This window comes from Aeromonas sp. 84A (assembly GCF_051919345.1).
GTDB classification, from domain to species: domain Bacteria; phylum Pseudomonadota; class Gammaproteobacteria; order Enterobacterales; family Aeromonadaceae; genus Aeromonas; species Aeromonas veronii.
Genome location: NZ_JBQBEW010000001.1, coordinates 2,983,692 through 3,007,147 on the forward strand (window position 1 = coordinate 2,983,692; position 23,456 = coordinate 3,007,147).

Annotated in this window: 11 protein-coding genes; 6 read left to right on the forward strand and 5 right to left on the reverse strand. The window is 60.1% G+C overall.

The annotated features are described in order from the left end of the window. Positions 1 to 104: 104 nt before the first annotated feature. A complete protein-coding gene (locus ACTG20_RS13645; protein WP_064338078.1) occupies positions 105 to 1,022 on the forward strand; it encodes a DMT family transporter in 918 nt (305 codons plus the stop codon). Between the two features lie 69 nt (positions 1,023 to 1,091). Next, a complete protein-coding gene (locus ACTG20_RS13650; protein ID WP_194496332.1) occupies positions 1,092 to 1,958 on the forward strand; it encodes a LysR family transcriptional regulator in 867 nt (288 codons plus the stop codon). Between the two features lie 76 nt (positions 1,959 to 2,034). Here the strand turns inward: ACTG20_RS13650 and ACTG20_RS13655 are convergent, their stop codons facing one another. From ACTG20_RS13655 to ACTG20_RS13670, 4 genes are all read right to left on the reverse strand, one after another. Beyond that, entirely contained in the window at positions 2,035 to 2,811 is a 777-nt protein-coding gene (locus ACTG20_RS13655) for a TSUP family transporter (protein ID WP_005333472.1), read from the reverse strand. 203 nt (positions 2,812 to 3,014) lie between these two features. Further along, a complete protein-coding gene (locus tag ACTG20_RS13660) occupies positions 3,015 to 3,770 on the reverse strand; it encodes a tRNA-uridine aminocarboxypropyltransferase (RefSeq protein WP_042080946.1) in 756 nt (251 codons plus the stop codon). Between the two features lie 177 nt (positions 3,771 to 3,947). After that, complete coding sequence (locus ACTG20_RS13665; protein WP_005333476.1) at positions 3,948 to 5,159, reverse strand: ROK family transcriptional regulator; 1,212 nt, start codon at positions 5,157 to 5,159, stop codon at positions 3,948 to 3,950. A 132-nt stretch (positions 5,160 to 5,291) separates the two neighbouring features. Next, a complete protein-coding gene (locus tag ACTG20_RS13670) occupies positions 5,292 to 6,959 on the reverse strand; it encodes a methyl-accepting chemotaxis protein (protein WP_005352447.1) in 1,668 nt (555 codons plus the stop codon). A gap of 123 nt (positions 6,960 to 7,082) precedes the next feature. On the opposite strand from ACTG20_RS13670, the gene ACTG20_RS13675 reads away from it, so the two are divergent. The 4 genes from ACTG20_RS13675 to glpC all read left to right on the forward strand — a co-directional run bounded on the left by ACTG20_RS13675 (position 7,083) and on the right by glpC (position 11,963). Then, entirely contained in the window at positions 7,083 to 7,538 is a 456-nt protein-coding gene (locus ACTG20_RS13675; protein WP_194496331.1) for a YchJ family protein, read from the forward strand. A gap of 242 nt (positions 7,539 to 7,780) precedes the next feature. Further along, entirely contained in the window at positions 7,781 to 9,454 is a 1,674-nt protein-coding gene (glpA, locus tag ACTG20_RS13680) for an anaerobic glycerol-3-phosphate dehydrogenase subunit A (RefSeq protein WP_194496330.1), read from the forward strand. Beyond that, positions 9,444 to 10,709 (forward strand): glycerol-3-phosphate dehydrogenase subunit GlpB, encoded by a 1,266-nt coding sequence (glpB, locus tag ACTG20_RS13685; protein ID WP_439987728.1) that lies wholly within the window; start codon positions 9,444 to 9,446, stop codon positions 10,707 to 10,709. The genes glpA and glpB overlap by 11 nt, the downstream gene beginning before the upstream one ends. A 51-nt stretch (positions 10,710 to 10,760) precedes the next feature. Beyond that, positions 10,761 to 11,963 (forward strand): anaerobic glycerol-3-phosphate dehydrogenase subunit GlpC, encoded by a 1,203-nt coding sequence (gene glpC, locus ACTG20_RS13690; RefSeq protein WP_075115084.1) that lies wholly within the window; start codon positions 10,761 to 10,763, stop codon positions 11,961 to 11,963. A 98-nt stretch (positions 11,964 to 12,061) separates the two neighbouring features. On the opposite strand, the gene ACTG20_RS13695 is transcribed toward glpC, so the two are convergent. Further along, complete coding sequence (locus ACTG20_RS13695) at positions 12,062 to 22,750, reverse strand: retention module-containing protein (protein ID WP_194496328.1); 10,689 nt, start codon at positions 22,748 to 22,750, stop codon at positions 12,062 to 12,064. Between the last annotated feature and the right edge of the window lie 706 nt (positions 22,751 to 23,456).

The following is a 23,456-nucleotide window of genomic DNA, read 5'->3' on the forward strand; positions in this document are numbered from 1 at the left end:
CGCAGATGACAGCGCGTGACGATGAAAAACCGCAAGATGGTGCAATCCAGCCATCAGGGCTCGCCCCATAGTGGGTCATCTCTCCCTGACTCACCGGAACTGTGATGAATCTGATGCTCTATCTTGCCACCGTGCTTATCTGGGGTAGCACCTGGATTGCCATCGCCTGGCAACTTGGCCCCATCCCCATCGAGGTGTCGGTGCTCTATCGCTTCCTGCTGGCAGCGGTTGCGCTGTTTGCACTGCTCACCGCCAGCGGCCGCTTTCCGCGCCTCCCCTGGCACGGCCAGCGTTACGCAGCACTGCTCGGTGCCCTGCTCTTTTCCACCAACTTTCTCTGCTTCTACCACGCCACCCGTTACATCCCGAGCGGCATGTCGGCAGTGATCTTTGCCAGTGCCAGCATCTTCAACGGCCTCAACCTCTGGCTGTTCGAGCGCAAGCGCCCCACCCTGCGCTGGTTGCAAGGCTCCTTGCTGGGGCTCTTTGGCACCCTGTTACTGTTCTGGCCGGTGCTGGCAGATGCACAATTGGGTGCAAACGGCTGGAAGGGGCTGCTGCTCGCCTGCGGCGGCACCCTCTGCTTTTCGCTGGGCAATCTGGTCTCGGCCCGGGGCCAACGCCGCGGCTACCACGTACTGCAACTGGTGCCCTGGGGCATGGTTTACGGCGTGGTGCTGTTGCTGGGCTGGGTCACATTGCTCGGGCAGCAACTGGTGGTGCCGACCGATGGCCACTATCTGGCGGCCATGGTCTATCTCGCCCTGTTTGGCTCGGTAATCGCCTTTACCGCCTACCTGACCCTGGTTGGGCGCATCGGTGCCAGCAAGGCCTCCTACGCCACTGTGCTCTTTCCGCTGGTGGCGCTTACCCTCTCCACCTTTTACGAAGGTTTTGTCTGGCAGCCGGTCTCGGTGGCCGGAGTGGTGATCAGCCTCATCGGCAATCTGGTGATCTTCGCGCCGCCCTTAAGTGAGTGGCGCATTCGACCGGCCAAGACAGCAAACGACCCTTGCTCCTGAGCCAGTCAGCCCCTAAGGTAGCGCTGATCAATCTGTGACGATCCTGATGGCGATAAACAAGGGGGCGAGATGTTACTGGAAGGGCTGGAGACGCTGAGCCTGCTGGCAAGTGAAGGAACCATGGCCAAGGTGGCCAGTCGCCTCTATATCAGCCAGTCGGCGGTGAGCAAGCGGATTGCCCAGCTGGAGCAGCGCCTTGGCAAGAAGTTGATTGAGCCGGAGGGGCGCCAGATCCGGCTCACCCCGCAGGCGCAGGAGCTGCTGGAGAGAGTTGCCCCGAGTCTGGCAGAGATGAAGGGGGTGCTTGCCGATAGTCAGGATCTGGCGGATCAGAGTCCCCTCCCCATCGCCTGCTCCGAAACCCTGCTGGCGGGTTATCTCGCCCACTTTATGCGCGACTATCTGGAGCGCGATCCACACCTTGCCCTCTCCACCCACCACACGCCGGTCATTCTGGCGCGGGTGCGCAGCGGTGATGCCCTGCTCGGCATCTGCGCCGGTCGGCTCCCACCCGGCCATGGCCTCGGCGCCGATCTGCTGCTTGAGGAGCCCTTTTATCTGGTGGGCGAAACGCAGCAGAGCCTGCCACCAGCCAACACAGAAAGCAGGCGCAAGATCCTCACCATGGATCTGGAGAACCCCTCCAACCGCTACCTACGCGAACCGCTGGCAGATATGGGATTGGAGCCCACCATGGAGCTCGACTCCTATCTGGCGCTCATCGAACTGGCCAAGGCAGGCATTGGCCCTGTGCTGCTCCCCGCTGGCCTGCTGGGGCTGGTGGGAGAACAGGGGGAGATGGCGCGCCCACTGCCCGGACTGGGCCGCCCCCTGCATCTGGTCTACCGACCAAACAGCCTCAAGCGAGAGCGGATCGCCAGGCTGGTGAGCGCCCTGCACCAACACTTTCACCACTGCAGCGACACGCCGCGCTAGCCGTGTAAAACACCAGATATGACAACGGGGCCCAAGGGCCCCGTTAACAATTGCGATGCGGCAAGCAAGGCGCACATCAGATCCAGGCAAACAGCTCCGGATACTGGCTCCACACCAGCTTGGCAGACATCAGCAAGGAGACGGTCACCAGCAGCGGCTTGATCAGCTTCACCCCTTTTTTCAGCACCATCTTGGAGCCGAAGCGGGCGCCGATAAACTGCCCCAGCGCCATGCAAAAACCGACACTCCACACCACCTTGCCACCGAGCGCAAAGAACAGCAGGGAGGCGATATTCGAGGTGAAGTTGAGCAGCTTGGTATGGGCGGTGGCGCGCGCCATGCCAAAGCCCGCCAGCGCCACGAAACCGATGGCAAAAAACGAACCTGTGCCCGGCCCGAAAAACCCGTCATAAAAGCCGACACCGCCCCCCACCAGCAACGCAAACAGCATGGGAGTCAGACGGCGGGAGCTCTCGGCATCGCTTACCCGCGGCGAGAAGTAGAAGTAGCAGGCAAAGGCCATCAGCAGGAAAGGGAGCAGGCGCTCGAGAATGGCCGCGTCTATGGTCTGCACCGCCAGCGTGCCGATGGCCGCACCGATAAAGGTGCAGATTACCGCAGGCCAGATCATCGCCCACTCAAGCAGCCCCTTGCGGGCATAGAACCAGGTGGCGGAGAAGGAGCCAAAGCTGCTCTGCAGCTTGTTGGTGCCAAGCACCAGCGCGGGCGGCATGCCGGTGGCCAGCAGAGCAGGCACCGTCAGCAGACCGCCGCCACCGGCGATGGCATCGATAAAACCGGCGACAAGCGCCACACCGAACAGGGCAAACAGGGTAACCAGTTCCAATTCCATCCATAGACCTCACGAGAGTGGGTTGCCCGAAGGGTCGAGCAACCGGATATAACCAAAACGACGTTGTGCGGGGGGCTGCACAGGCTGCCCGCTATCCTAGCGGGCCCCTGAACATGAATCTAACGAAACAGTGGCAGCCAATTGATTCCTGATTTTCATTAATTTGAGCGGCCATGCCCCTGCCCCAACCCTCAGAGGGCCCGTTAGCAAGCCGATGAAGCGACGTTCGCTTCCTTGATGGCCGCCAGCGCCTCACAGAGATGATCCTCATCGGCACCGGGGAAACGGCTGACCCGACCGGCCATGTAGCGGCTGCTGAACAGATTGAACCAGTGCTGCAGTGCCTGCCCCGCCTTGAGCTCTCCCGCCACTTCCAGCACGCAGGCCGCCACTTCGGCGGTGCAGAGGTGCTCCTCGCTGTTGGCCACCCGCATGCCGTAGGTGGAGAGCGCATCGGGTTTGATGGCGAGCACAGGAAAACCGTCCAGGTAGGGGCTCTTGTTGAACATCTTGCGCGCCTCCGGCCAGGTGCCGTCGAGCAGGATAAAGAGCGGCTTCTTGCCCGGAGCCAGCGTCACCTCGCCGGTCAGGCGGGCAGGCTCCTTCTCGCAAGCGGGAAAGACTACATAGGGCTGCCACGCGGGATCGGCCAGCAGGGCCAGCAACTCTGGATGGGGCTGGGTACGTGACCAGAGAAACGCCCAGGTGGTATCCGGCAACACATCGGCGATGAGGCGACCGGTGTTGGAGGGCTTCATCGGCTCGCTGTCATACATCAGCAGGCAAAAGCCCGCCTCCGCTTTGAGCTCGGGGCGCCACTCGCAGGCACACCAATCCTCGCGCAGCTGACAGGCCGGACAGCGGGCCAGGGTGCCGCCACGGGCAAGAAACGGTCGGGTAGAGATACTCTTGCGCCAGGCCCGCAGGCGGTTGACGGCGTGATCAGGAACAGGCTTCATCTAGGTTCACAACTGGAGTCAAAACAGGAACGGCAGCAATACATACCAACATGCCACGGCGCGACAGGGCACGATAACAGGGGGCTGCCGGAAAAGCGCAAGATTGTACCGAGTTACGCGCTGGCGGAACAGCAATCCGTGCCCCTTTCGCCAAACGCAGTGCCAACCCCTCTTGCCTTACGACTCCTGACAGCTGCGCAGCAGCTCCAGCAACAGGCTGCCATCGCGCAGTGCCTTGTGCACCTGCACCGAGGTGGGCTTGGTGGGGTCTTCGTAGAAGTGGGTGGATTCAATCTGCAGCCGCACCAGATATTCGGCGGGCAGCTGGCTGGCTAGCGACTGGTGCAGCATGGGGAACAGCAGCCGATCGGCACGGGTGATTTCCCCCCCCAGCAGCAGCTTGCCCGGATTGAGCAGGCAGATGAGATTTGAGAGCACCTTGGAGAGGCGACCCGCCGCCTGATGGAGAATATCCTGACAGAGGCTGTTGCCCGCCAGCGCCAGCTCGCACAGCTCGCGGATGGTAACGCTCTCGGGCAAGTCATGCTCCTGCATCCGCTCGCGCAGATCCCGGTATTGCGCCTCCAGCGCCTGATTGGTCACCAGGGTACAGGCGCAGCCAAAGCCGCCGCAGTAGCAGCGCTGGCCATAGGGCTCGAGCTGCAGGTGGCTGAGATCACCGAGCAGCGCATTCTCGCTCTCGATGAGCTGGCCATTGACCACCATGCCAACCCCGATGTCGTTGTGGACAAACACCAGCACCGCATCGGCGCAATTTTTGGCGGCCCCCCACTCCCGCTCGGCCTGGATCCAGGTACGCACGTCACCGCTCACCAGCACAGGTACCGAGAACGCCTGTTGCAGAGTCGGGCCAAGGGGCCAGTTGCGCAGATCGTAGAAGGGGAAGTGCTTGACCATGCCGGAGTGGCGCTCTACCTGACCCGGCAGGCAGAGGGCGATACAGGCCAGACTGAGGGACTTTCTCGGCAAAAACACCTTGATGGCGTGCACCAGACTGCCCAGCAGATCGGCGCGCTCCTCCTCGGTAAAGAGGTGGCGCTGGCGAGCCAGCGAGCGACCGGAAAAGTCAAACAGCGCCATATCCACGTAGCCACGGCCGAGACGCATGGAGAGAAACTGGAAGCGGCGCTCGTTAATGCGCAGCAAGGTCTGACGACGGCCGCGCCCCACCGAACTTTCACCACAGGTGACCACCAGACCCCCATCGAGCAATTCCCGGGTGATCTTGGTGATACTGGCAGGTGAGAGGCCGGTCAGGCGGGAGAGATCGGTGCGCGACAGCTCCTTGTGCTCTTCCAGGCTGGCATAGACCAGGCCGTAGTTGAGCTGCCGGATCAAATCGATACTACCTTTCACGATCTCATTCATAGGGTATGGGGCAAAGGCTGAAAAAAAGAGGCTGGCAATTTTCACACATTATTGGTCAATCCCCAAATAAAGTGCGGCCTGAACCGGGGGTCAGGCCGCATCTTGTGGTTGCCGTCACGGACCATTGCAAGATCAATAACGGAATTGCGATACCAGTTTGCGCAATTTGTCGCCGGTACTGGCCAGATCGCGGGTGGTGCTGTTGGACTCTACCGCCGCGCTGGTCAGCTCGCTGACAATCTGCTGAATGGCCACCAGGTTCTTGTTGATCTCCTCGGAGACCGCGTGCTGCTCCTCGGCGGCGGTGGCGATCTGGATGTTCATGTCGTTGATGGTACTGACCGCCATCACCATGCTGTCGAGGGAGCTGGCGATATGGCTTGCCTCCTGCACCGTCTCCTGACTGCGATCCTCGCTCGCCTGCATCACCTCCACCGCCTGCTTCACCCCGCCCTGCAGACGTTGCAGCATCTCGTTGATCTCCTTGGTACTCTGTTGGGTACGACCGGCCAGCGAACGCACTTCGTCCGCCACCACCGCAAAACCCCGCCCCTGCTCACCGGCGCGGGCCGCCTCGATGGCTGCGTTCAGCGCCAGCAGGTTGGTCTGCTCGGCAATGCCGCGAATAACCTCCACCACCGATCCGATCTTGGCGGTCTCTTGCGCCAGCTGTTCGATAACGCCGGAGGCGGTATGCACCTCCCCCACCAGCCGGTTGATACTGTTGATGGCCCCGCTCACCACACCCCGGGCGGCGTCCGATTCACGGGCCGCATCGCTGGTTGCCGTCGCGGCATTGGAGGCACTGGCAGCCACCTCCTGCGCGGTGGAGCTCATCTCGGTCACCGCTGTGACCACCTGATCGGTCTCGCGACTGTGGCCCTGCATCTGATGGTCATAGTGTTCGCTCAGATGGTGCAGCTTGTCGACCGCGCTAAAGAGGTGGTTGCTGGTCTCGCCCACCTGACTCACCACCGACTGGATCCGCTCGACAAAGCGGTTGAAAGCGCTGGCCAGCTGGCCAATCTCGTCCTGGCTCTGCACCTTGAGCCGCTGGGTCAGATCCCCGTCGCCGTTGGCGATATCGTTCAATGCCAGTACCGCATCCGCCAGCGGCTTGGTGACCCGGTTGCCCACAATGACGGTCGCCGCCAGGGTGATACCCAGGATCAGCAGGATCACCAGCACACTGCTCTGCAACGAGGCATGCATGTTGCTCTCGCGCTCTGCCCGCAAGGCCGCCAGCTCGTTGTCGATATCATCGATATAAAAACCGGTGCCAATGGCCCACTGGTATTTGTCCAGCACCAGAGTAAAGGCCAGTTTGGGAGCATCGCGACCGATGGAGGGCTTGGCCGTCCAGTATTCGGTAAAACCATCCCCCTGACGTGCCGATTTAAGGATCTCCTGGATCAGCAATTTGCCCTTGGCATCCTTGTCGTTCCAGCGGTTTTTCCCCTCCAGCTCGGTACGCACCGGCAACAGTATGGTGTTGCCCTCGAAGTCATAGACAAAGAAGTAGCCGTCACTGCTGTAACGCAGCGGCCTGAGCAACTCTTTGACCTTTTGACGATTTTCCGGAGAATCCGGCAGGGAATACACGGCATCGACGGCGGTTTTGGCCATCATGATGTAACTGCTGAGCAGCGCTTTACGCTCCTTGATGGCATTTTCCCTCGCCACCACCAGATCAGACTCCAGATCGCGCTTGGAGACCATGTAGTTACTGAGATTGACCACCAGGGCCATCAACAGTACGGGGACTGCACCCAGTAACAGGATTTTCTGCTTTAGCGTCATCTTTCACATCCTTGCAGCTGTTTTTATTGGAATTCCTTGCTTACTCATCAGTATAGGTGCTGGCAGGGCGAGCCCAGCTTTCGTTACAATTCCCTTAAACAAATCGGCCAGAACGTGAAAATCATGAATCTTTGTCCTTGCGGCTCAACCCTTTCTCTCGAATTGTGCTGTGGCTCACGTCACAGTGGCGCTGTGGCTGACACCCCGGAACAGCTGATGCGCTCGCGCTACAGCGCTTTTGTGCTTGGTCTGGGGGAATATCTGGTCCATAGCTGGCACCCGGCCCACCTTGGCGGTCTCACCGCCGAAGAGCTTTCACGCATCGACACCCGCTGGGATGGTCTCGAGATCATCGCCAGCCAGGGCGGCCCGGAGGATGAAACCGGGATGGTGGAGTTCAAAGCCTGGTTTCTGGAAGGGGATGAGCGTCACTACCTCCATGAGCGTTCCCGCTTCGTGCGTTATCAGGGGCGCTGGGTCTACACCGAGGGAGAGCAGGATCCGGCGCCCCTCAAGGCGGGGCGCAACGATCCCTGCCCCTGTGGCAGCGGCAAAAAGCACAAGAAGTGCTGCGGCTGACGCATCACACACCCACCAGACTCGTCAAACAGTGACAAGGGGCATCCGATGCCCCTTTTTTGTGCCTGCCATTCGCTACCAGCCCATTAACCGCTGCGATAACAAGCGTGACAAATGTCACATAATGCTCATTAACGCGCGAGCAAATGAGCGTTTGCGAGCGCAAATTTGGCCCGTATCAAACATTTCCACTCAGAAGTAGGCCACACTGGCCTCATCTGGAAGAGATGAGACGGGCAACAATGAAAAGAATAACTACACAAGTCGTCATCATAGGCGGCGGTGCCACAGGGGCCGGCATCATGCGCGATTGCGCACTGCGCGGCATCGACTGCATCCTGCTCGAGCGCGATGATATCGCCGCCGGCACCACCGGTCGCAACCACGGCCTGCTCCACTCCGGTGCCCGCTACGCGGTGACGGATCAGGAGTCCGCCCGCGAATGCATCCAGGAAAACCGCATCCTCAAGCGGATCGCCAGCCACTGCGTCGAGGACACGGGCGGCCTCTTCCTCACCCTGCCGGAAGATGACATCAATTTCCAAACCACCTTTATGGATGCCTGCGCCCTGGCCGGTATCGAAACCCGCCAGCTCGATCCCGGTGAAGCCCTGCGCATGGAGCCCAACGCCAACCCGGCGATGATCGGCGCCATCCATGTACCGGATGGTACGGTCGACCCGTTCCGCCTCGCCGCCGCAAACGTCTTGGACGCCAAAGAGCACGGCGCCCGCATTTTCACCCACTGCAAGGTGCTGGGGCTGCTGCGCACGCAAGATCGGGTACACGGGGTCAAGGCGATCAATACCCGCACCGGCGAAGCGTTCGAGGTGGAGTGTCAGGAGGTGATCAACGCCGCCGGCATCTGGGGCCAGCAAATTTGCGAATACGCCGATCTCGGCATCCGCATGTTCCCGGCCAAGGGCTCCCTGCTCATCATGGATTACCGGATCAACCAGCTGGTGCTCAACCGCGCCCGCAAACCGGCGGATGCGGACATTCTGGTGCCGGGCGATACCATCTCCCTCATCGGCACCACCTCCAGTCGCATCGATTACAACAAGATTGACCAGCTCACCGTCGAGCCCGAAGAGGTCGAGGTGTTGCTGCGCGAGGGGATCAAGCTCGCTCCCATCATGGCGCGCACCCGCCTGCTGCGCGCCTACGCCGGGGTACGCCCGCTGGTGGCGGTGGACGGTGACGACACCGGCCGCAACATCAGCCGCGGTATCGTGCTGCTGGATCACGCCGAGCGCGACGGTCTCAAGGGCTTCAACACCATTACCGGCGGCAAGCTGATGACCTACCGTCTGATGGCGGAGTGGGCCACCGATCTGCTGGCCAAGAAACTCGGCAACAGCACACCCTGCCAGACCGCCGAACTGAGCCTGCCCGGCTCGCGGGATCCGGAAAAGGTCTCCGCCCCCGGTCTCTCGGTGCCGGTCGAAGGCTCCGCCCAATACCGCCACGGCGAGCGGGTCATCGCCTTCTTCCGTGACAATCCCAAGGCCAACGCCCTTATCTGCGAGTGCGAAATGGTCACCGCGGGCGAAATCGAATACGCCCTGCGCGAACTGGATGTGGACAACCTCATCGATCTGCGCCGCCGCACCCGTCTGGGAATGGGGCCCTGTCAGGGCGAGCTGTGTGCCTACCGCGCTGCCGGCCTGATGCAGGAGTATGGCAAGGCGGACGGTCGTCAGGCCTGCGTCATGCTGCGCCAGTTCCTCGAGGAGCGTTACAAGGGAACCCGCCCCGTCCTGTGGGGCGATGCCCTGCGCGAGGCCGAGTTCACCTACTGGATCTACGAAGGGCTGTTTGGCCTGGGGGAGTGGACGGCACCGCAGCTGGTTGCCGATACCCCACGAGGCTCAACCAACGAGACCACTCACAAGGAGAGCCGTCATGAAGTTTGACAATATCGTTATCGGCGGTGGCATGGCGGGACTCTCGGCAGCCCTGCGGCTGGTGGAGGCGGGCCAGAAAACCCTGCTGATGGCCTCAGGCCAGAGTGCCCTGCACTTCTCCTCCGGCTCGGTCGATCTGCTCGAAAGCGAGGGAGATCCCCGCGCCGCCCTGCCCGCCTTTATGGCTGCCCATCCGGATCACCCCTACAGCAAGGTGGGAATGCAGAATATCGAAGCGAGTCTGGCCGATCTGCAGCGCCACTGCGCCGAGCAGGGATTGCCGCTGGTTCGCCACGACACCAATCACCAGCGCCTGACTCCCATCGGTACCCTCAAGCGCACCTGGCTCTCCCCCGATACTTGTGCCTGCGTGACCGATGCGCCGATCCCGGATGTACTGCTGCTGGCCACCCTCGAGGGCTTTCGCGACTTTCATCCGGCACTGGCGGCCGCCAATCTGGCGACCCATCCGCGCTTTGCCCACTGCCGCATTCTGACCGGCGAAATCCGCCTGCCCCAGCTGGCGGAATTTAGCCGCAACCCCCACGAGTTTCGCTCAGCCGATATCGCGCGCCTCTGTGACAAGCATCATCTGGTGGCCGATCTGGCCCGCGAGATCAGCCGCATGGTGCAGGAGAGCGGCGTACCCGACTGCCGCCATATCGTGCTGCCCGCCTGCATGTCGCTGGGGCTGGTTGGCCCGCGTCTGGCGGAGCTGGAGCAGCGCACAGGCTGCACCATCAAGGAGGTGGCCACCATGCCGCCGTCTCTGATCGGAATGCGGATGCAGGAGGCGCTCAAGCGCCGCTTTATGGCCCTTGGTGGCACCTTCCTCACCAGCGAGCGGGTGCTGGGCGCCCGTTATGAAGGTGACCGGGTGGTCGGCGTACATACCCAGAATGGCGATGATCAACTGTTCGAGGCGGACAACTTCGTGCTTGCCTCCGGCAGCTTCTTCAGCCGCGGGCTGGAGTCCCGTCTGCGCGGCATTCGCGAACCCATCTTCGATGCCGATGTGCTGAGTCTGGAGGAGCGTGATGCCTGGGCCGGTCGCCGCCTGTTCGACCACCACCCCTTCATGGGCTTCGGGGTCAAGACCGACGACAAGCTCAGAGTGCTGCGTGGCGGCAAGCCGCTCACCAACCTCTATGGCGCGGGCAGTGTCTTGGCCCATTACGACCCAATTCGTGAAGGTTCCGGCTCCGGCGTTGCCGTTGCCACCGGCTGGCAGGCTGCCGGCCATATTCTGGGCGCGGCCCAATGATTACTACGTCCCATATCCCGTGTCTTCATCATCGCCGGGAGGAGAACTGACATGCTACTGGATCACGCCAATCAAACTTTCGATCAGTGCATCAAATGCACCGTCTGTACCGCCTACTGTCCGGTGGCCAAGGCCAACCCTGCCTACCCCGGCCCGAAACAGGCTGGCCCGGATGGGGAGCGGCTGCGGATCAAGAGCCCCGAGCTCTTTGACAGCGCCCTCAAGCACTGCACCAACTGCAAACGCTGTGAAGTGGCCTGCCCGAGCGGGGTGCGCATCGGCGACATCATCGCCAAGGCCAAGCACCAATACAGCGGCTTCAAACCGGGGATCCGCGAGTTCGTGCTCTCCCACACCGATCTGATGGGCAGCATGTCTACCCTGATGGCCCCGGTAGTCAACTTCACCACCGGCCTCAAGCCGATGAAGCTGGTGCTGGACAAGGCGCTGGGGGTCTCATCCCACCGCGACCTGCCCAAATACTCCCAGGGCACCTTCCGCGGCTGGTACAAGAAGCAAAAAGAATCTCAGGCCCGCTTTGCGCGGCAGATCGCCTACTTCCACGGCTGCTATGTCAACTACAACCACCCGCAGCTTGGCAAGGAGCTGGTGCAGGTGCTCAACGCCATGAACATCGGCGTGCAGTTGCTGGAGCGGGAGAAGTGCTGCGGCGTGCCGCTGATTGCCAACGGTTTTATGGACAAGGCCAAGCAGCAGGCGGCCTTCAACATCAAGCAGATGGAGAACTCCCTGCTGGGCAACGAGATGCCGCTGCTGGCTACCTCCTCCACCTGCGGCTTTACCCTGCGGGACGAATACCCCCACCTGCTGGAGCAGGACAACCACAAGGTGCGAGATCGCATCTCGCTGGTGACCCGCTTCCTGTGGAACGAGTTCTACAAGGGCAACAAACCGGCGATGAAGCCGCTCAATCTGCACATCGCCTACCACACCCCCTGCCACATGGAGAAGATGGGGGGCGTCATCTACACCCTCGAATTGCTGCGCGCCATTCCCGGGGTCAAGGTGACGGTGCTGGAGTCCCAGTGCTGCGGCATCGCCGGCACCTACGGCTTCAAGTCCGAAAACTACCAGACCAGCCAGACCATCGGCGAGGGGCTGTTTGATCAAATCAACCGCCTCTCCCCCGATCTGGTGATCACCGACTGCGAAACCTGCAAATGGCAGATCGAGATGAGCACCAGCTTCCGCTGTGAACATCCGATCCACCTGCTGGCCCAGGCGCTGGCCTGACTACTCCGGCCCTTGCGGCCACATAAAAACAATCCACGCAGAGATAAACAAAGAGCCGGCAATTGCCGGCTCTTCTTTTTTAAGCTTCACGCTCGCTATCAGGGGTGCTGGATGATCAGGCTATGTTGATCTTCCAGCATGCTCTGCAGGATATCGTGGGACGAGGTGCTGGTGAGATTCCAGCTGGTTAGATCCACATCCTTCAGGGTGATCTGCTGAGTTATCTGGCCATCACCCGCGGGGGAAACCGAGAGATTCACATCGCTCAGGCCATTGCTCCCTGTGGTCACCGAGGCGGAGAGATGCTTGAGCAGATCATCGACACCATTGCCAGTGACCCCTTGCAGCATATCAGCCAGATCGATCTTGTCCCCCTGTTCCGGATGGAAGTCGGTGATGGTATCGATGGCGGGCTGCCCCTGACTCCCCTCGTCCCCGTGCTGCCAAACGAAGAGATCGCTGCCAGCCCCACCGGTGAGAATGTCGTTGCCATGCCCCCCCAATAGACGGTCATCGCCGGAGGAGCCAAACAGCCAATCCCCCTGATCGGAACCGACCAGCTCATGACCACTCTGGCCGTGCACAGTGATGGTCTCAAGGGGCGTGCTGACGGTTGAGCCGCCGATACTCGACTCGGCACTGATCCCCAGCACATGGTCACCGTCGCCAAAACCGCTGAAGTAGAGCGGAACCGAGTGATCGGCCGGGATCAGCCAGTCGCCATTGCCATCGGCATGACCAACGATCTGACCATGCTCGTCCTGCACCTGCGCCCCATTCAGGCCGCTGATGCGGATGGAGAGCTCGCCGGTGGCCGGATTGACCACGCTGGCATTGATGCCAAGGGGGATAACGGCCCCCTGCAAGGCATGGAACGCATGCTGATCCACCGTCAGACCCGGCATATCCGGCTCGGGAGTGACCGTGATGGTCACCTGATCGGTGTCGCTCAGAGAACCGCCCGCACCGCTGTTGCCCTGATCGGAGGTAGTAACGGTAAGGGTATCCTCTCCCCAGAAATCTTTGGCCGGTTCATAGTGCAGGTTACTTGCCAGCAACTGGTTGAGATCGGCCAGCGACCCCACCAGGGTGATCTCGCTGGTACCCGCCCCCTGCACCATCACTGCACCGGTTGCACCCAGCAAGGTCAGTACACCATGCTCGACCCACAGCACCATGGAGACAGGCGCACTGCCTGCATCCACATCCTTCACGCTGACACCGGATAGCGACAGGGAGCCATCCTCCTTCACCGTCATGCTGCCAGGCAGCTGATTGACCGGGGCATCGTTGACCGGCTGCACCTCGATAGGCAGCACATCGGTATCGCTGAGTGCCCCGCCACTACCCGTGTTCCCCTGATCGTTGGTGACCATGGTCAGGGCGTCATTGCCGTAGAAATCACTGTTGCCCTGATAGGTGACCCCGCCAGAGAGCAAGGCATTGAGATCGGCCAGCGTGCCGGTCAGCACCAGCGAACCGGTGCCGTTGCCGACCACCGTCACGCCGCTGCCAGCAGGCAGCGTCAAGGTGCCATGCTCCACCGACAGGGTGATCTTGATGGGGCTGTTGCCCGCATCCACATCTTTCACCTGCAAACCGTGGATGACAAAAGGCTGATCTTCCTGCGCGACCTGAGGGGTCGTTGGCAATACGTTGATTGGCGCATCGTTGACCGGGCTTACATCCACATGGATGGTGCCATTGACCTCGGGGCCAAGGGCGCCGTTGTCGAGGCTCTGGGCGGTGATCTTGAGATCCAGTGCACCGTTGGCATCATTGGTCACCAGCTCGACCGCACCCAGCTTGCCGCCCTCGGTAGTGACCTGCCAGCGACCGCCACCCAGATCAACAACCGTCCCCGCCACGCCATTTGGCAAGCGGATCTCGGCGCCATCAGGCACCCCTTCGATGGTGACCCGTACCTGCTCGGGCTTGTTCTCATGCACATTACCTGCACTGCCGCCGGTTGGCTGGGTATCCCGGGTCTCCAGCCCCAGATCCAGAGTAATCACATCCCCTTCGGTACCGCTCGCCTGACCCTGAATGTCGGCGATAAGGGCATCCCCCACCGGATTGACGGTGACGGTAAAGCTGCCACTGGTTTCGAGCGGGATGGTGAGCCCCTTGTCCAAGGTAAAGGCGCTCAGCGACAGCTCCACGGTGCCGCTGAAATCAGCTGGCGGGATCAGGGTCAGCTTGGAGAAATCGGTCCCCACCGGGATCTGCCAGACGCCGCCACCATTGTTGACCGCCGGAGCCGACAGGGTGAAGCCATCCGGTACCCCCTTGATCTGTAGCGCGACGATCTGCTCCGAGCCATCGCTATCGATTAGGGTAGCGCCAAATCCGGCAAGGTTGACCGTGCCATCCTCGCTCCCCGTGACGCTGTGCACCGAAAGCTGGGCCGGATCGTTGACCGGTCTCACCTCAAAGCCGACCTGTCCGCTCCAGCTGCCGCTGTCAGTCACCTGTTGGCCGCCGACCAGCGCGGTATCGACGATATCGACCTTGATGTCGAGCGGTACCTGACCGCTGAAGTGCTCTTTGGGCACAAACACCAAGTCCTTGAGGGCTGCCACATCGTTGACCACCAAGGTGTTGACCGGCTTGCCACTGCCATCAAGGAAGTAGCCATATTTGGCATCCACCGTGATGGTGACCCGCTCCACGGTTTCGAGGCCACCATTGGAGATGGAGGGGCTGATATCGGCCAGTTTCACCGAGAGATCGAGGTGGATCTCGCTATCTTCCAGATTGTCCGGCTGCCCGTCCTGATTGGTGTCCTGCACGGTCAGTGTCAGTTCCGGATGCTCGCCACGACCACCATTCACATCGACCACGGGGGCCACATCGACCCTAACCGTGCTGCTGTCGACCTTGATATCGCCACTGGCGGTATCGGTATTCACCACCTTCACCTCGATATTGAGCGAACCGGCAAAGTCCTGTGGCAAGCCGAGGGTCAACCCTTCCAGGCCCGCCAGTGACGGCGGCACCTTGATGACGTACTCACCGGTCGAGATGTTGTACTCGGCGCCGCTGATGGTGACGCCTGCTGGCAACCCCTTGAGGACAATGGTCACCTCGTCGCTGGCCTGATCGGCGGCGCCGATATGGATCACGCCTTTGAGCTGCTGACCAAAATCAACCCGGATATCCTCCTTGCCCACCAGTACGGCGTTGTCGTCGATATCGACAGTCGCCGCCGGCGTCTTGGGCGTCACTGGCTTGTTTTCAAATTCGGCACTGGTTTCCAGGCTCACTTTGACATGGGCGCTGGCATCGCCATCATCGCCCCGGTCGATCACCATGGCATCGATGCGGATCGGTTCGACCTTGCCGACAAACCCGTCCGGCGCATGCAGCTTGAAGCTACCGAGATTGCCCGCCGGCACGATCCAGCTGCCGTTACCGTTGTTGATACCGCCAACCACCACAAACTGATCGCCTGCACCACCGTTCAACACCGGCAGGTTGATCACCAGATAGTCGATCTCCTCCACGCTCGAGGGATCGAGGTCGGTAAAGACGAAGCGTCCACTCAGGTCTATATCAGCCCCACTCTGCCCCACGAGAGCTCCACCGCTCTGGGTCAGCACGCCATCGGGCTCCACCACGGCCTGGATATCGACATGCAGATTGCCATCGATCACCTTCTCGGCCACCGCGCCCGAATCCACATCATGCTGGGTCACGGTGACGTGGCTCTGGATAGTGGTATCCCGATCGCTATCCTCCGGCGCCTTCACCAGCAGTTGCCCCCCGTTGAGCAGGCTGTCGAGCTGGGCGGCAGTCAGGGTGACCTTGCCAGCCACCACGGTCAGCTGGCTCTCCAAGCCGCCGACTCGCAGCCAGATCTGGTAGCCATCCTCCACCCCGGAGAGACTCAGCGCCGTGACCTTCTCGGCGCCGTCAGTAAGGGTCGGATGCCAGTCCAGCACTGTGAACTGATCTTCCAGGCCATGACTGGTCTTGCTGTAGTCGGTGACGTCAATCTCCGGTTCCACCTTGATATGCAGCGGCACATCGAAGCTCTTGTGGTCGCCATCGTTCTCGGTCACCACCACCTTGGCGATCAGGTTCAAATCCGCCGTGCTGTTATGGGGCGGCTGAATAAACAGGTTGCCAAAATCGGAGACATCGACCTGATAGGTCGGCTTGCCATGGGCGTCGAGTCCGGCAAAGGTGAGGGTCAGCTCCCTGCCATTGGCATCAAAGACCCGGGCACCTTCCGGCAGCCCTTGCAGCACCACGTTGAGGCTCTCGGAGGTGTCGTGCGGGGTATCGACCCACTCGCCCGAGGTGAGGGTAAAGTTGAGCGGTGCCCGCCCATCCTCGCCCACTGTGGTGGCATAGCCTGTCCCCTCGACCTCCCAGCCGGTATTGCCAAGCTCGAAGTGAGGCTGATCCACCACCCCCACCAGATCCACATGAAGGGTCTGGGAGCCCGTCTCCTTCTCGTTCACCACGGTATGGGTCTGGCCACTGGCATCGGTCAAGGTCGCCGTGTCTTTCACCACCCCCTTGATGGTCAGGTCGAAATCGACGTTGCTGTTTTTCGGCGGTTGCAGCTTGAGTTCGCCAATCCGATCAAAAGGAACCTCATAGTAACCGGCTATGTTCTGTGCAACGGCGGAACCACCCAGCAACAAGGTTGCACCGTCAGGCAGGCCACTGATGCGGACAAACATTTGCTCGGAGCCATCGAGTTTGTCACCCAGATGAGCAAGGGCAATCTTGCTGCCCAGATCGAGCAGGGTGTCTTCCTTGCCCTGAATGTCACGCACGGTGAGCTTGGCGTCATCGGCCACCGGATTGACATTGATCACCAGATCAATTTTGTCTCCCTGCGCCGTACCCTGACCCTGAGCGATCGGGTTCTTCTCGGTGCTGATCGGCGTCACCGACAGCTTGATGTCACCACTGAAATCCTTGCCGGGAACCACAATCACCTTGTTGATGTTGCCTGCCGAAACGGTGTAGATGCCATTGCTATTTGGCTTGAGCTCGACACCGTTGAGCATCAGGGTTCCCTTGCCCGCTTCCAGCTTGATCTGATAGGTCAACGTCTCGGAGCTGTCGGTGTCAGTCAGGCTCGCCTTGACGTCCAGCTTGATACCCGTGCTGTCTTCATTGGTGTCATAGTGGCGAGTGGTGTTGGCTGTGTCCCACATCGGCTTGTCGGCAACACCGCGTACCGTCACAGCCAGATCCCCCGTTACAGCCGCAGGTGCCGCCCCTTCGGTGACACCGACCTGCAGTTGCACCTGGAAGTGCAGCGGCTGACCGCCATTGCTCCAGCTCGACCAGTTGCTTGAAGGCACAAATGTCACCCCCTGAGTGGTGTAGTGAACATTATCACTGGTCACCATGGCCGCTGGCGGCACGATAAACCACTTGCCATCAGCCGTGGTGGTGAGGGCAACGCCGTTGTAATAGAAGGTGCCATGGGCATTGGCAGGCGCCTGGATAAGCAACTGATCCACATGCTCACCGCGATCGAAATCGCCAATATCGAGCTGCATGTTGATAGGGATACCCAGCCTCGGGTCTTGCGCCCCCTGATCTTCGTTACCAATGGCTGCGCTAACGGTAAAACGCACCGCTTCATCCTGCAGATTGAGGGTCAGGGTGCTGTCTGCTCGATCGCCATCGCCATCGACCAGATGGGCTGTCACCACCTGGCTGAGCTGACTTGCATCGTGATTGAAACCGGCCGCAGGATTGAAGGAGTAGGAGCCATCGGCAGAGATGGTAAGGGTTCCCATCACCTGCTTGCCATCGGGGCTCATCACATCTTGTATCAAAGAGCCATTGATGGCGTACGTCTGGCCATTGATGGTAATCGACTCGACGCGGGCACCATCCGCACCTTCATTGGCGGTAGGCAGCAGATCGCCGGTCACGGTACTGCTCCCCTCGCTCAGGGTATGTGCCAGCACAGTGCCGATAGGCATGTCATCTTGTACCGTCACGGTCACACTGACGTTCGGACTGCGATCGCCATCATGATCGGTGACAAACAGCGGCACTTCGATGGTCAACTCATCCTTGCCTTGTGCACCGTGATCAAGCTGGCCTACCAGATGAACGCTGTAACTGCCGTTAACATCGAGGTGGACCCAGAAAACGGGCTTGCCCCCCTCGGCCGTAGCCAGATACCAGCCGGTGCTGTGTGGAGCCAGCGTAACCGCTTTGCCACCCGACATGAGGTGATTGGCCTGATTGAATGCAGCCACATCCAGCTCAAGGGAGGCAACCCGATCCGAACCGGCGGTGATGGTCACCTTGCCACTATCGGTTTCTCCACTCCCTGCAGGTGTGGTCCCCGGATGCTGACCGTTCACTGCATCGAGATCAGACTCCTCGACCCGAACCGGTTCAATGGCGGATATGATCGGGTTGATGCCATCAGTCACCGTGACAGTGGCGGTGCCCTGATTTTTGCTGCCGTCGCTGTCGGTGACTTCGACCGGCAGATTCAGTTCCAGCTTGTTGTCTGCCCCGTGATCCAGGTTGGTATGCACCGTTACCTGATAACCTATCTCTGCGCTGGTGTGAGCGGCGATGGTGGCGGGCACTGTGGGGATGGAGACCGTCATCACTACCAGACCACCACTGGTCACCGCCTGGAAGGTGTGACCATCCGTGCCAACCGCTTTCCAGATCAGGGTTTCGCCGTTATGGGTGATGGGCTTGCCGCTGGCATCCATGACCTGACCGGAGAGGGTCAGTCGCACATCAGTCACCGGATCCGAGTCAGCCTTGATGGTGATCTTGCCGCTCGTCTGCTGGTCATCAGTGGCAGAATTGGCGCCATCGAAACGCCCTTCGCTTAAGGTGACGCCAGTCAGGGTGAGGGTTGGTTTCTCCCCTTCCCCAATCTGGATATTGAGGGTGCCGCTGGTGCTGTCGTTGTTACCGCCCGCCTTGTCGTAGTCGTTGACGATCACCTTGATGGGCAGCTCGGTCACGGCGTTACCGCCCTGATGAAGCCCCTGATAGAGGGTGACCTGATAGTCAAACCCGTTCTTGCCCGCCTGATCGAGGCTGCCAACCAGCTTGACCTCGAACACCTCGATCCGCTGGCCATCCACCATCACATAACCCTTGATCAGCTGGCTACCGGGGATGGCGGAGTCCCCATCAACCAGCTCGTATTTGACGGGCTGGCCAAGTGCAGTGAGCGCCGGTTGCTGGCTGCCATCGGCAAATGCCACCTCGATCACCCGATCCGACCCGGCTTGCACGTCAAAGTGACCGGTTTGGCTCAGGCTGTTGCTGCCAGTGAGGTCCCCCTCATCCAGGGTTACACCGGTGCCCGGAATAAAGCTTGGGGCCTTGCCATCCACGATGGTGAGCGGCAGCGTGGTACCGATGCGATCGCCATCCTTGTCAGCCAGAGTAACGGCAAGCGGCAGGTTGAGGGATTCACTCCCCTTGTGATCCAGCTCGCCGCTCAGGGTGACCTTGGCGGTGACGCTCCAGTTACCGTTGTTATCGACCAGGCTCAGCTCGGCGCGCAGCACCACCTGCCCACCGGCGGTTCCGACCAGCTGGCCGGTTGCGGGATCAACGGCGAAAGTGACCGGGTTACCGTGGCTGGTCAGTCCGGTCAGGGTGCTCTGGATAGCGGCGATATCAAAACCAAGAGAGTTGGGGTCAAGGACATCGCTGCCGTGCGCGACCGAGAAACTCATGGTGCTGACGGCAGCCGTCTCCCCTTGCGCCATCTCGGTGATGGTGGTGCCAGTCACGGCAGAGATGGTCGGATTGGCACCATCCCCCACCGCCACGGTAATGGTGGAGGAGACCTTGTCACCATCGCTGTCGAGCAGGGTAAAGCCCGCCTTGAGCAGGCTGTCGGCACTGCCCTGATCCAGCGGTTGATGGAGGGTGAAACTGTATTTGCCATCGTTACCGAGGGTCAGCTCAAACACCAGCTTGCCATCTGGGGTACGTCCCTCGATACGATGATCGGCCACCGCGATGGTCACGGCCTGCTTGTCCGAGGTGAACCCTTGCAGCCCCGGCTGATTGGCATCGAAAGTGATGCTGGCCAGCGGATCGCTGCCCGCAGTGATCGTCAGATCACCGTCAAGGGTCTGGCCCTGCTGCCAGTTGCTATCTTCGGTGAGCGTGAGGGAGACTGGATTAACCTGCGGCAAGGCTCCATCGGTAATGGTGATATTGAGGGTGCCGAGATTGCTCTTGTCGCCGTCAAAATCTGAACCCTGTACCTTCAGGCCAAGATTGAGGCTGTTGGTCGCTTCCGGTTCGTCAAACACCCCGGTCAGGGAGACGCTGTATTTGCCATCCAGTCCGATGGTAACGGTGAGGATTGCCTTGCCCTGCCAATCCTTGACGATCAGCTGGTTGTCCTGAACCTCGTAACTCGTCGCCTTGCCCTGGCTGGTGAGCCCCGCCAGCGCCGGTTGGCTCGCCTCAAAGTTGAGGGAGACCAGACGATCGCTGCCCACCGTCACCGGCAGTTGGCCATCGATGCTCTGGTTGCCACCTTCTTGCAGGGCGACCCCCTTGTCGATGCCCAATGCGGGATCACTGCCATCATTGACTGTCAGGGTCAGGTTGGCACTGGTGCTGTCGCCATCGATCTCGTTGGCGCTTACCTGCAAACCGAGGGAAAGCGTGTCGCTACCCTGATGATCGAGCGGGCCGGTGAGGGTGACCACCACCCGACCAGCCAGATCGCTGCCCTGCTGCTGCGCATTCAATTCGGCGCGCAGCACCTCCACTCGTTGACCACTGCCATCCAGGTAGTAACCCACCAAGGTGCGATCATCGGCAAATTCAAAGGTCAGCGGATGACCATCGCTGGCAAGACCCGAGCCGTTGAGGGTAGTCAGGGTGTTGCTCTGATTACTGAACACCAACGAATCCACCAGCAGAGGATCGGCGGTGTGTTTGACCACAAAGCTGCTCTCGCCCACCACGGCGGCGCCGTTGGTAAAGGCATCTTCAGTCAGAGGAATGGCCGGGATCTCGAAGCTGGGCGGATTGCTGTCCACCAGATTGATCACCAGCGGCGCCTTCACCAGATCGCCGTCGCTGTCGCGATATTCGAGGTTGAACGGCAGGCGCAACGCGTCCTGACCGTGATCCAGGCTCTGACTCCAGACGATGCGGTAGCTGCCGTCATTGTTGAGGGTCAGGGTGAAGACAGTCGCCCCACCAGCACTGGCGGTCAGGGTCTGACCGTTGATGGTGTAGCCAAGAGGCGCGCCATGGCTGACGAGCCCCAGCCCTTCCAAGGCACTCTGATCAGCGGCGAACTGGACTTGCAGATTGCCATCCAGGCCAGCACCGGTATTTAGACTGCCGGTCGCGGAGATCGGGCCACCGGCCAATCCGGCTTCGGAGAGCGTCAGAGTCTCGCTCTGACCTATCAGCGGTGCCCCATCGCTGGCGCTGTTGCCCGCCAGATCGGTGACACTGGCACGCACTTCAAAGGATTGATTGATACCGGAGAGATCAAGACCTGATACCTGCCAGCGGCCATCGGCCCCCACCAGTGCCGAGGTGGTCAACAGCGGCTGGCCATTGCTGTCGACCAAAGTGATGATGACACTCTGACCCGCTTCCACATTGCTGGTGGAGCCGCTCAGGGTGGCGCTGCTGTTGCCAAACAGGGCAGTGGTATCGAGATCATCGATGTCGATAGATGCCTGAGTATCGACATTGATAACGAGGGTATCGCTGGCACGGTTGCCGGCAATATCCACGGAATTGACCTGAAACTGGTACTGGCCATCGGCCAGGGTCTGCGGCAGCTGATATTGCCAGTTACCGGCGGCATCCACCGTCAGGACGGTGAGCACGATGCCGCCAAGGCTCAGGGTGACGGTGGCGCCGGGCTCCCCCTTCCCTTGCAGCAGCGGGGTATTGTCGCGGGTCAGATCATCGATCTGGCTGGCGCCGGTGTCGCTCTCATCGGCGAGATCGAGGGTAATGGTGGTGATGGTATCGAGCAGAGTCTGTCCGGTATCGCTGGCGTTGTTGCCCGCCTGATCCTGGGTATTGGCCACAATCTGCAACGGGCCATCCACCAACTTGCCGGTCACATCGCCAAAATTGGCTTCCCACACCAGGCCGGGCAGCACCACTGTCGTCACCGTCAGTGAATTGCCCGCCTGATCGATAAGGGTCACAGTGACTGGCTGGCCTACCTCCACATCATCCACCACACCACGAATGATGACGCCAGCCGCTTCATCGGCGTTGATAATGTTGTCGCTGGTTTGGGGCTCAGTGATGGTGATGGCGGCAAAGAAATCGCGCTCTTCGGAAAACAGCAGCTCATCGCCGACAGGTTGAACCGCATGGTCGGTATCAAAACCGGCCTCGGCCAGGGTGGCATCGTTGGTACGATCGACCACCACAAAACCACCCGAGCTGGAACCGGCTACACCACCGATATTACCGGCAGCGGCTGCGTTACCGGCGGCGGTCTCCTGGAACAATTCGGTCGGGTCAATACCCTGACGGATCGCCTCCTGCAACGAGGCCAGTTCCGGATCGGTCGGTTGTCCATCAGCAGCAGGCGTCGTGGGCTCAGGTTGGGCGGCCATATCTTGCTCACCAGCAGGATCACTGCCCGGCTTGGCTAGTTGAAAGTGGCCCCCTTGGGCAGCTTGCAGGCGATCCCCCGGCTGCAATGCCATCCCCACCTTTGCTCGTATGACAGATCCATCTGCACTGATGACAAACACGGAGCCCTCGAGTTGGGAGATCACCGTGGACTTTTCAATTTGCAACTCAGCCATACAACCTCCAGCAAAACCTTAACCACAACGTCAGTACCTACAGGGTACTTGTCTGTTCAATAATCATACCGCACCAGACTAATAGGGTCTTTTCGCTATTTTCGACAATGATTGCCATAAAATGGCCATAACTTACAAGATTGTGCATCTAACAGGCCCTTTTTAATAAAATGAGATTTGGATGAACCCAATTCCATCACCTTTATTAACAGGTCTATCAGACTTCATATGACCATTTCTGTCGTTTGACGATAAATCCACTGCAGCTTCAATAAATGGATCATAATCCGAAGGTCAAAAGCTCACACCACAACACCGAGAATTTGCATATTCAGTCAATTATTAGCATAAGAGACTGCCAGAATATGTGAACAATACGGCAGCAATCAGGATCAGCAGCAAAAAGTGCCAGTACGCAACTGTATCGATCAAACGCCTGCCATCGAATGCTCGGCAGTTAACAAGAAGTTGAGTTTCCATAAAATTTAATCCAGATCTCATTTCAGCGATCAATCCTGTGCACCAATTGATCTGGCACAACTCTCCCTCCTATAAATCATCATTAAATTTACCTATTTGTTAGGGTAACCCTCGAGCAATCATATATTGCGCGGTTTTATTCACCCGCAAGCGAATGTCTGCCCACCCCGCCCGACGGGGGAAGATCCACACCAAGATGGAACGGGTCAGACGAGACCAAAACATT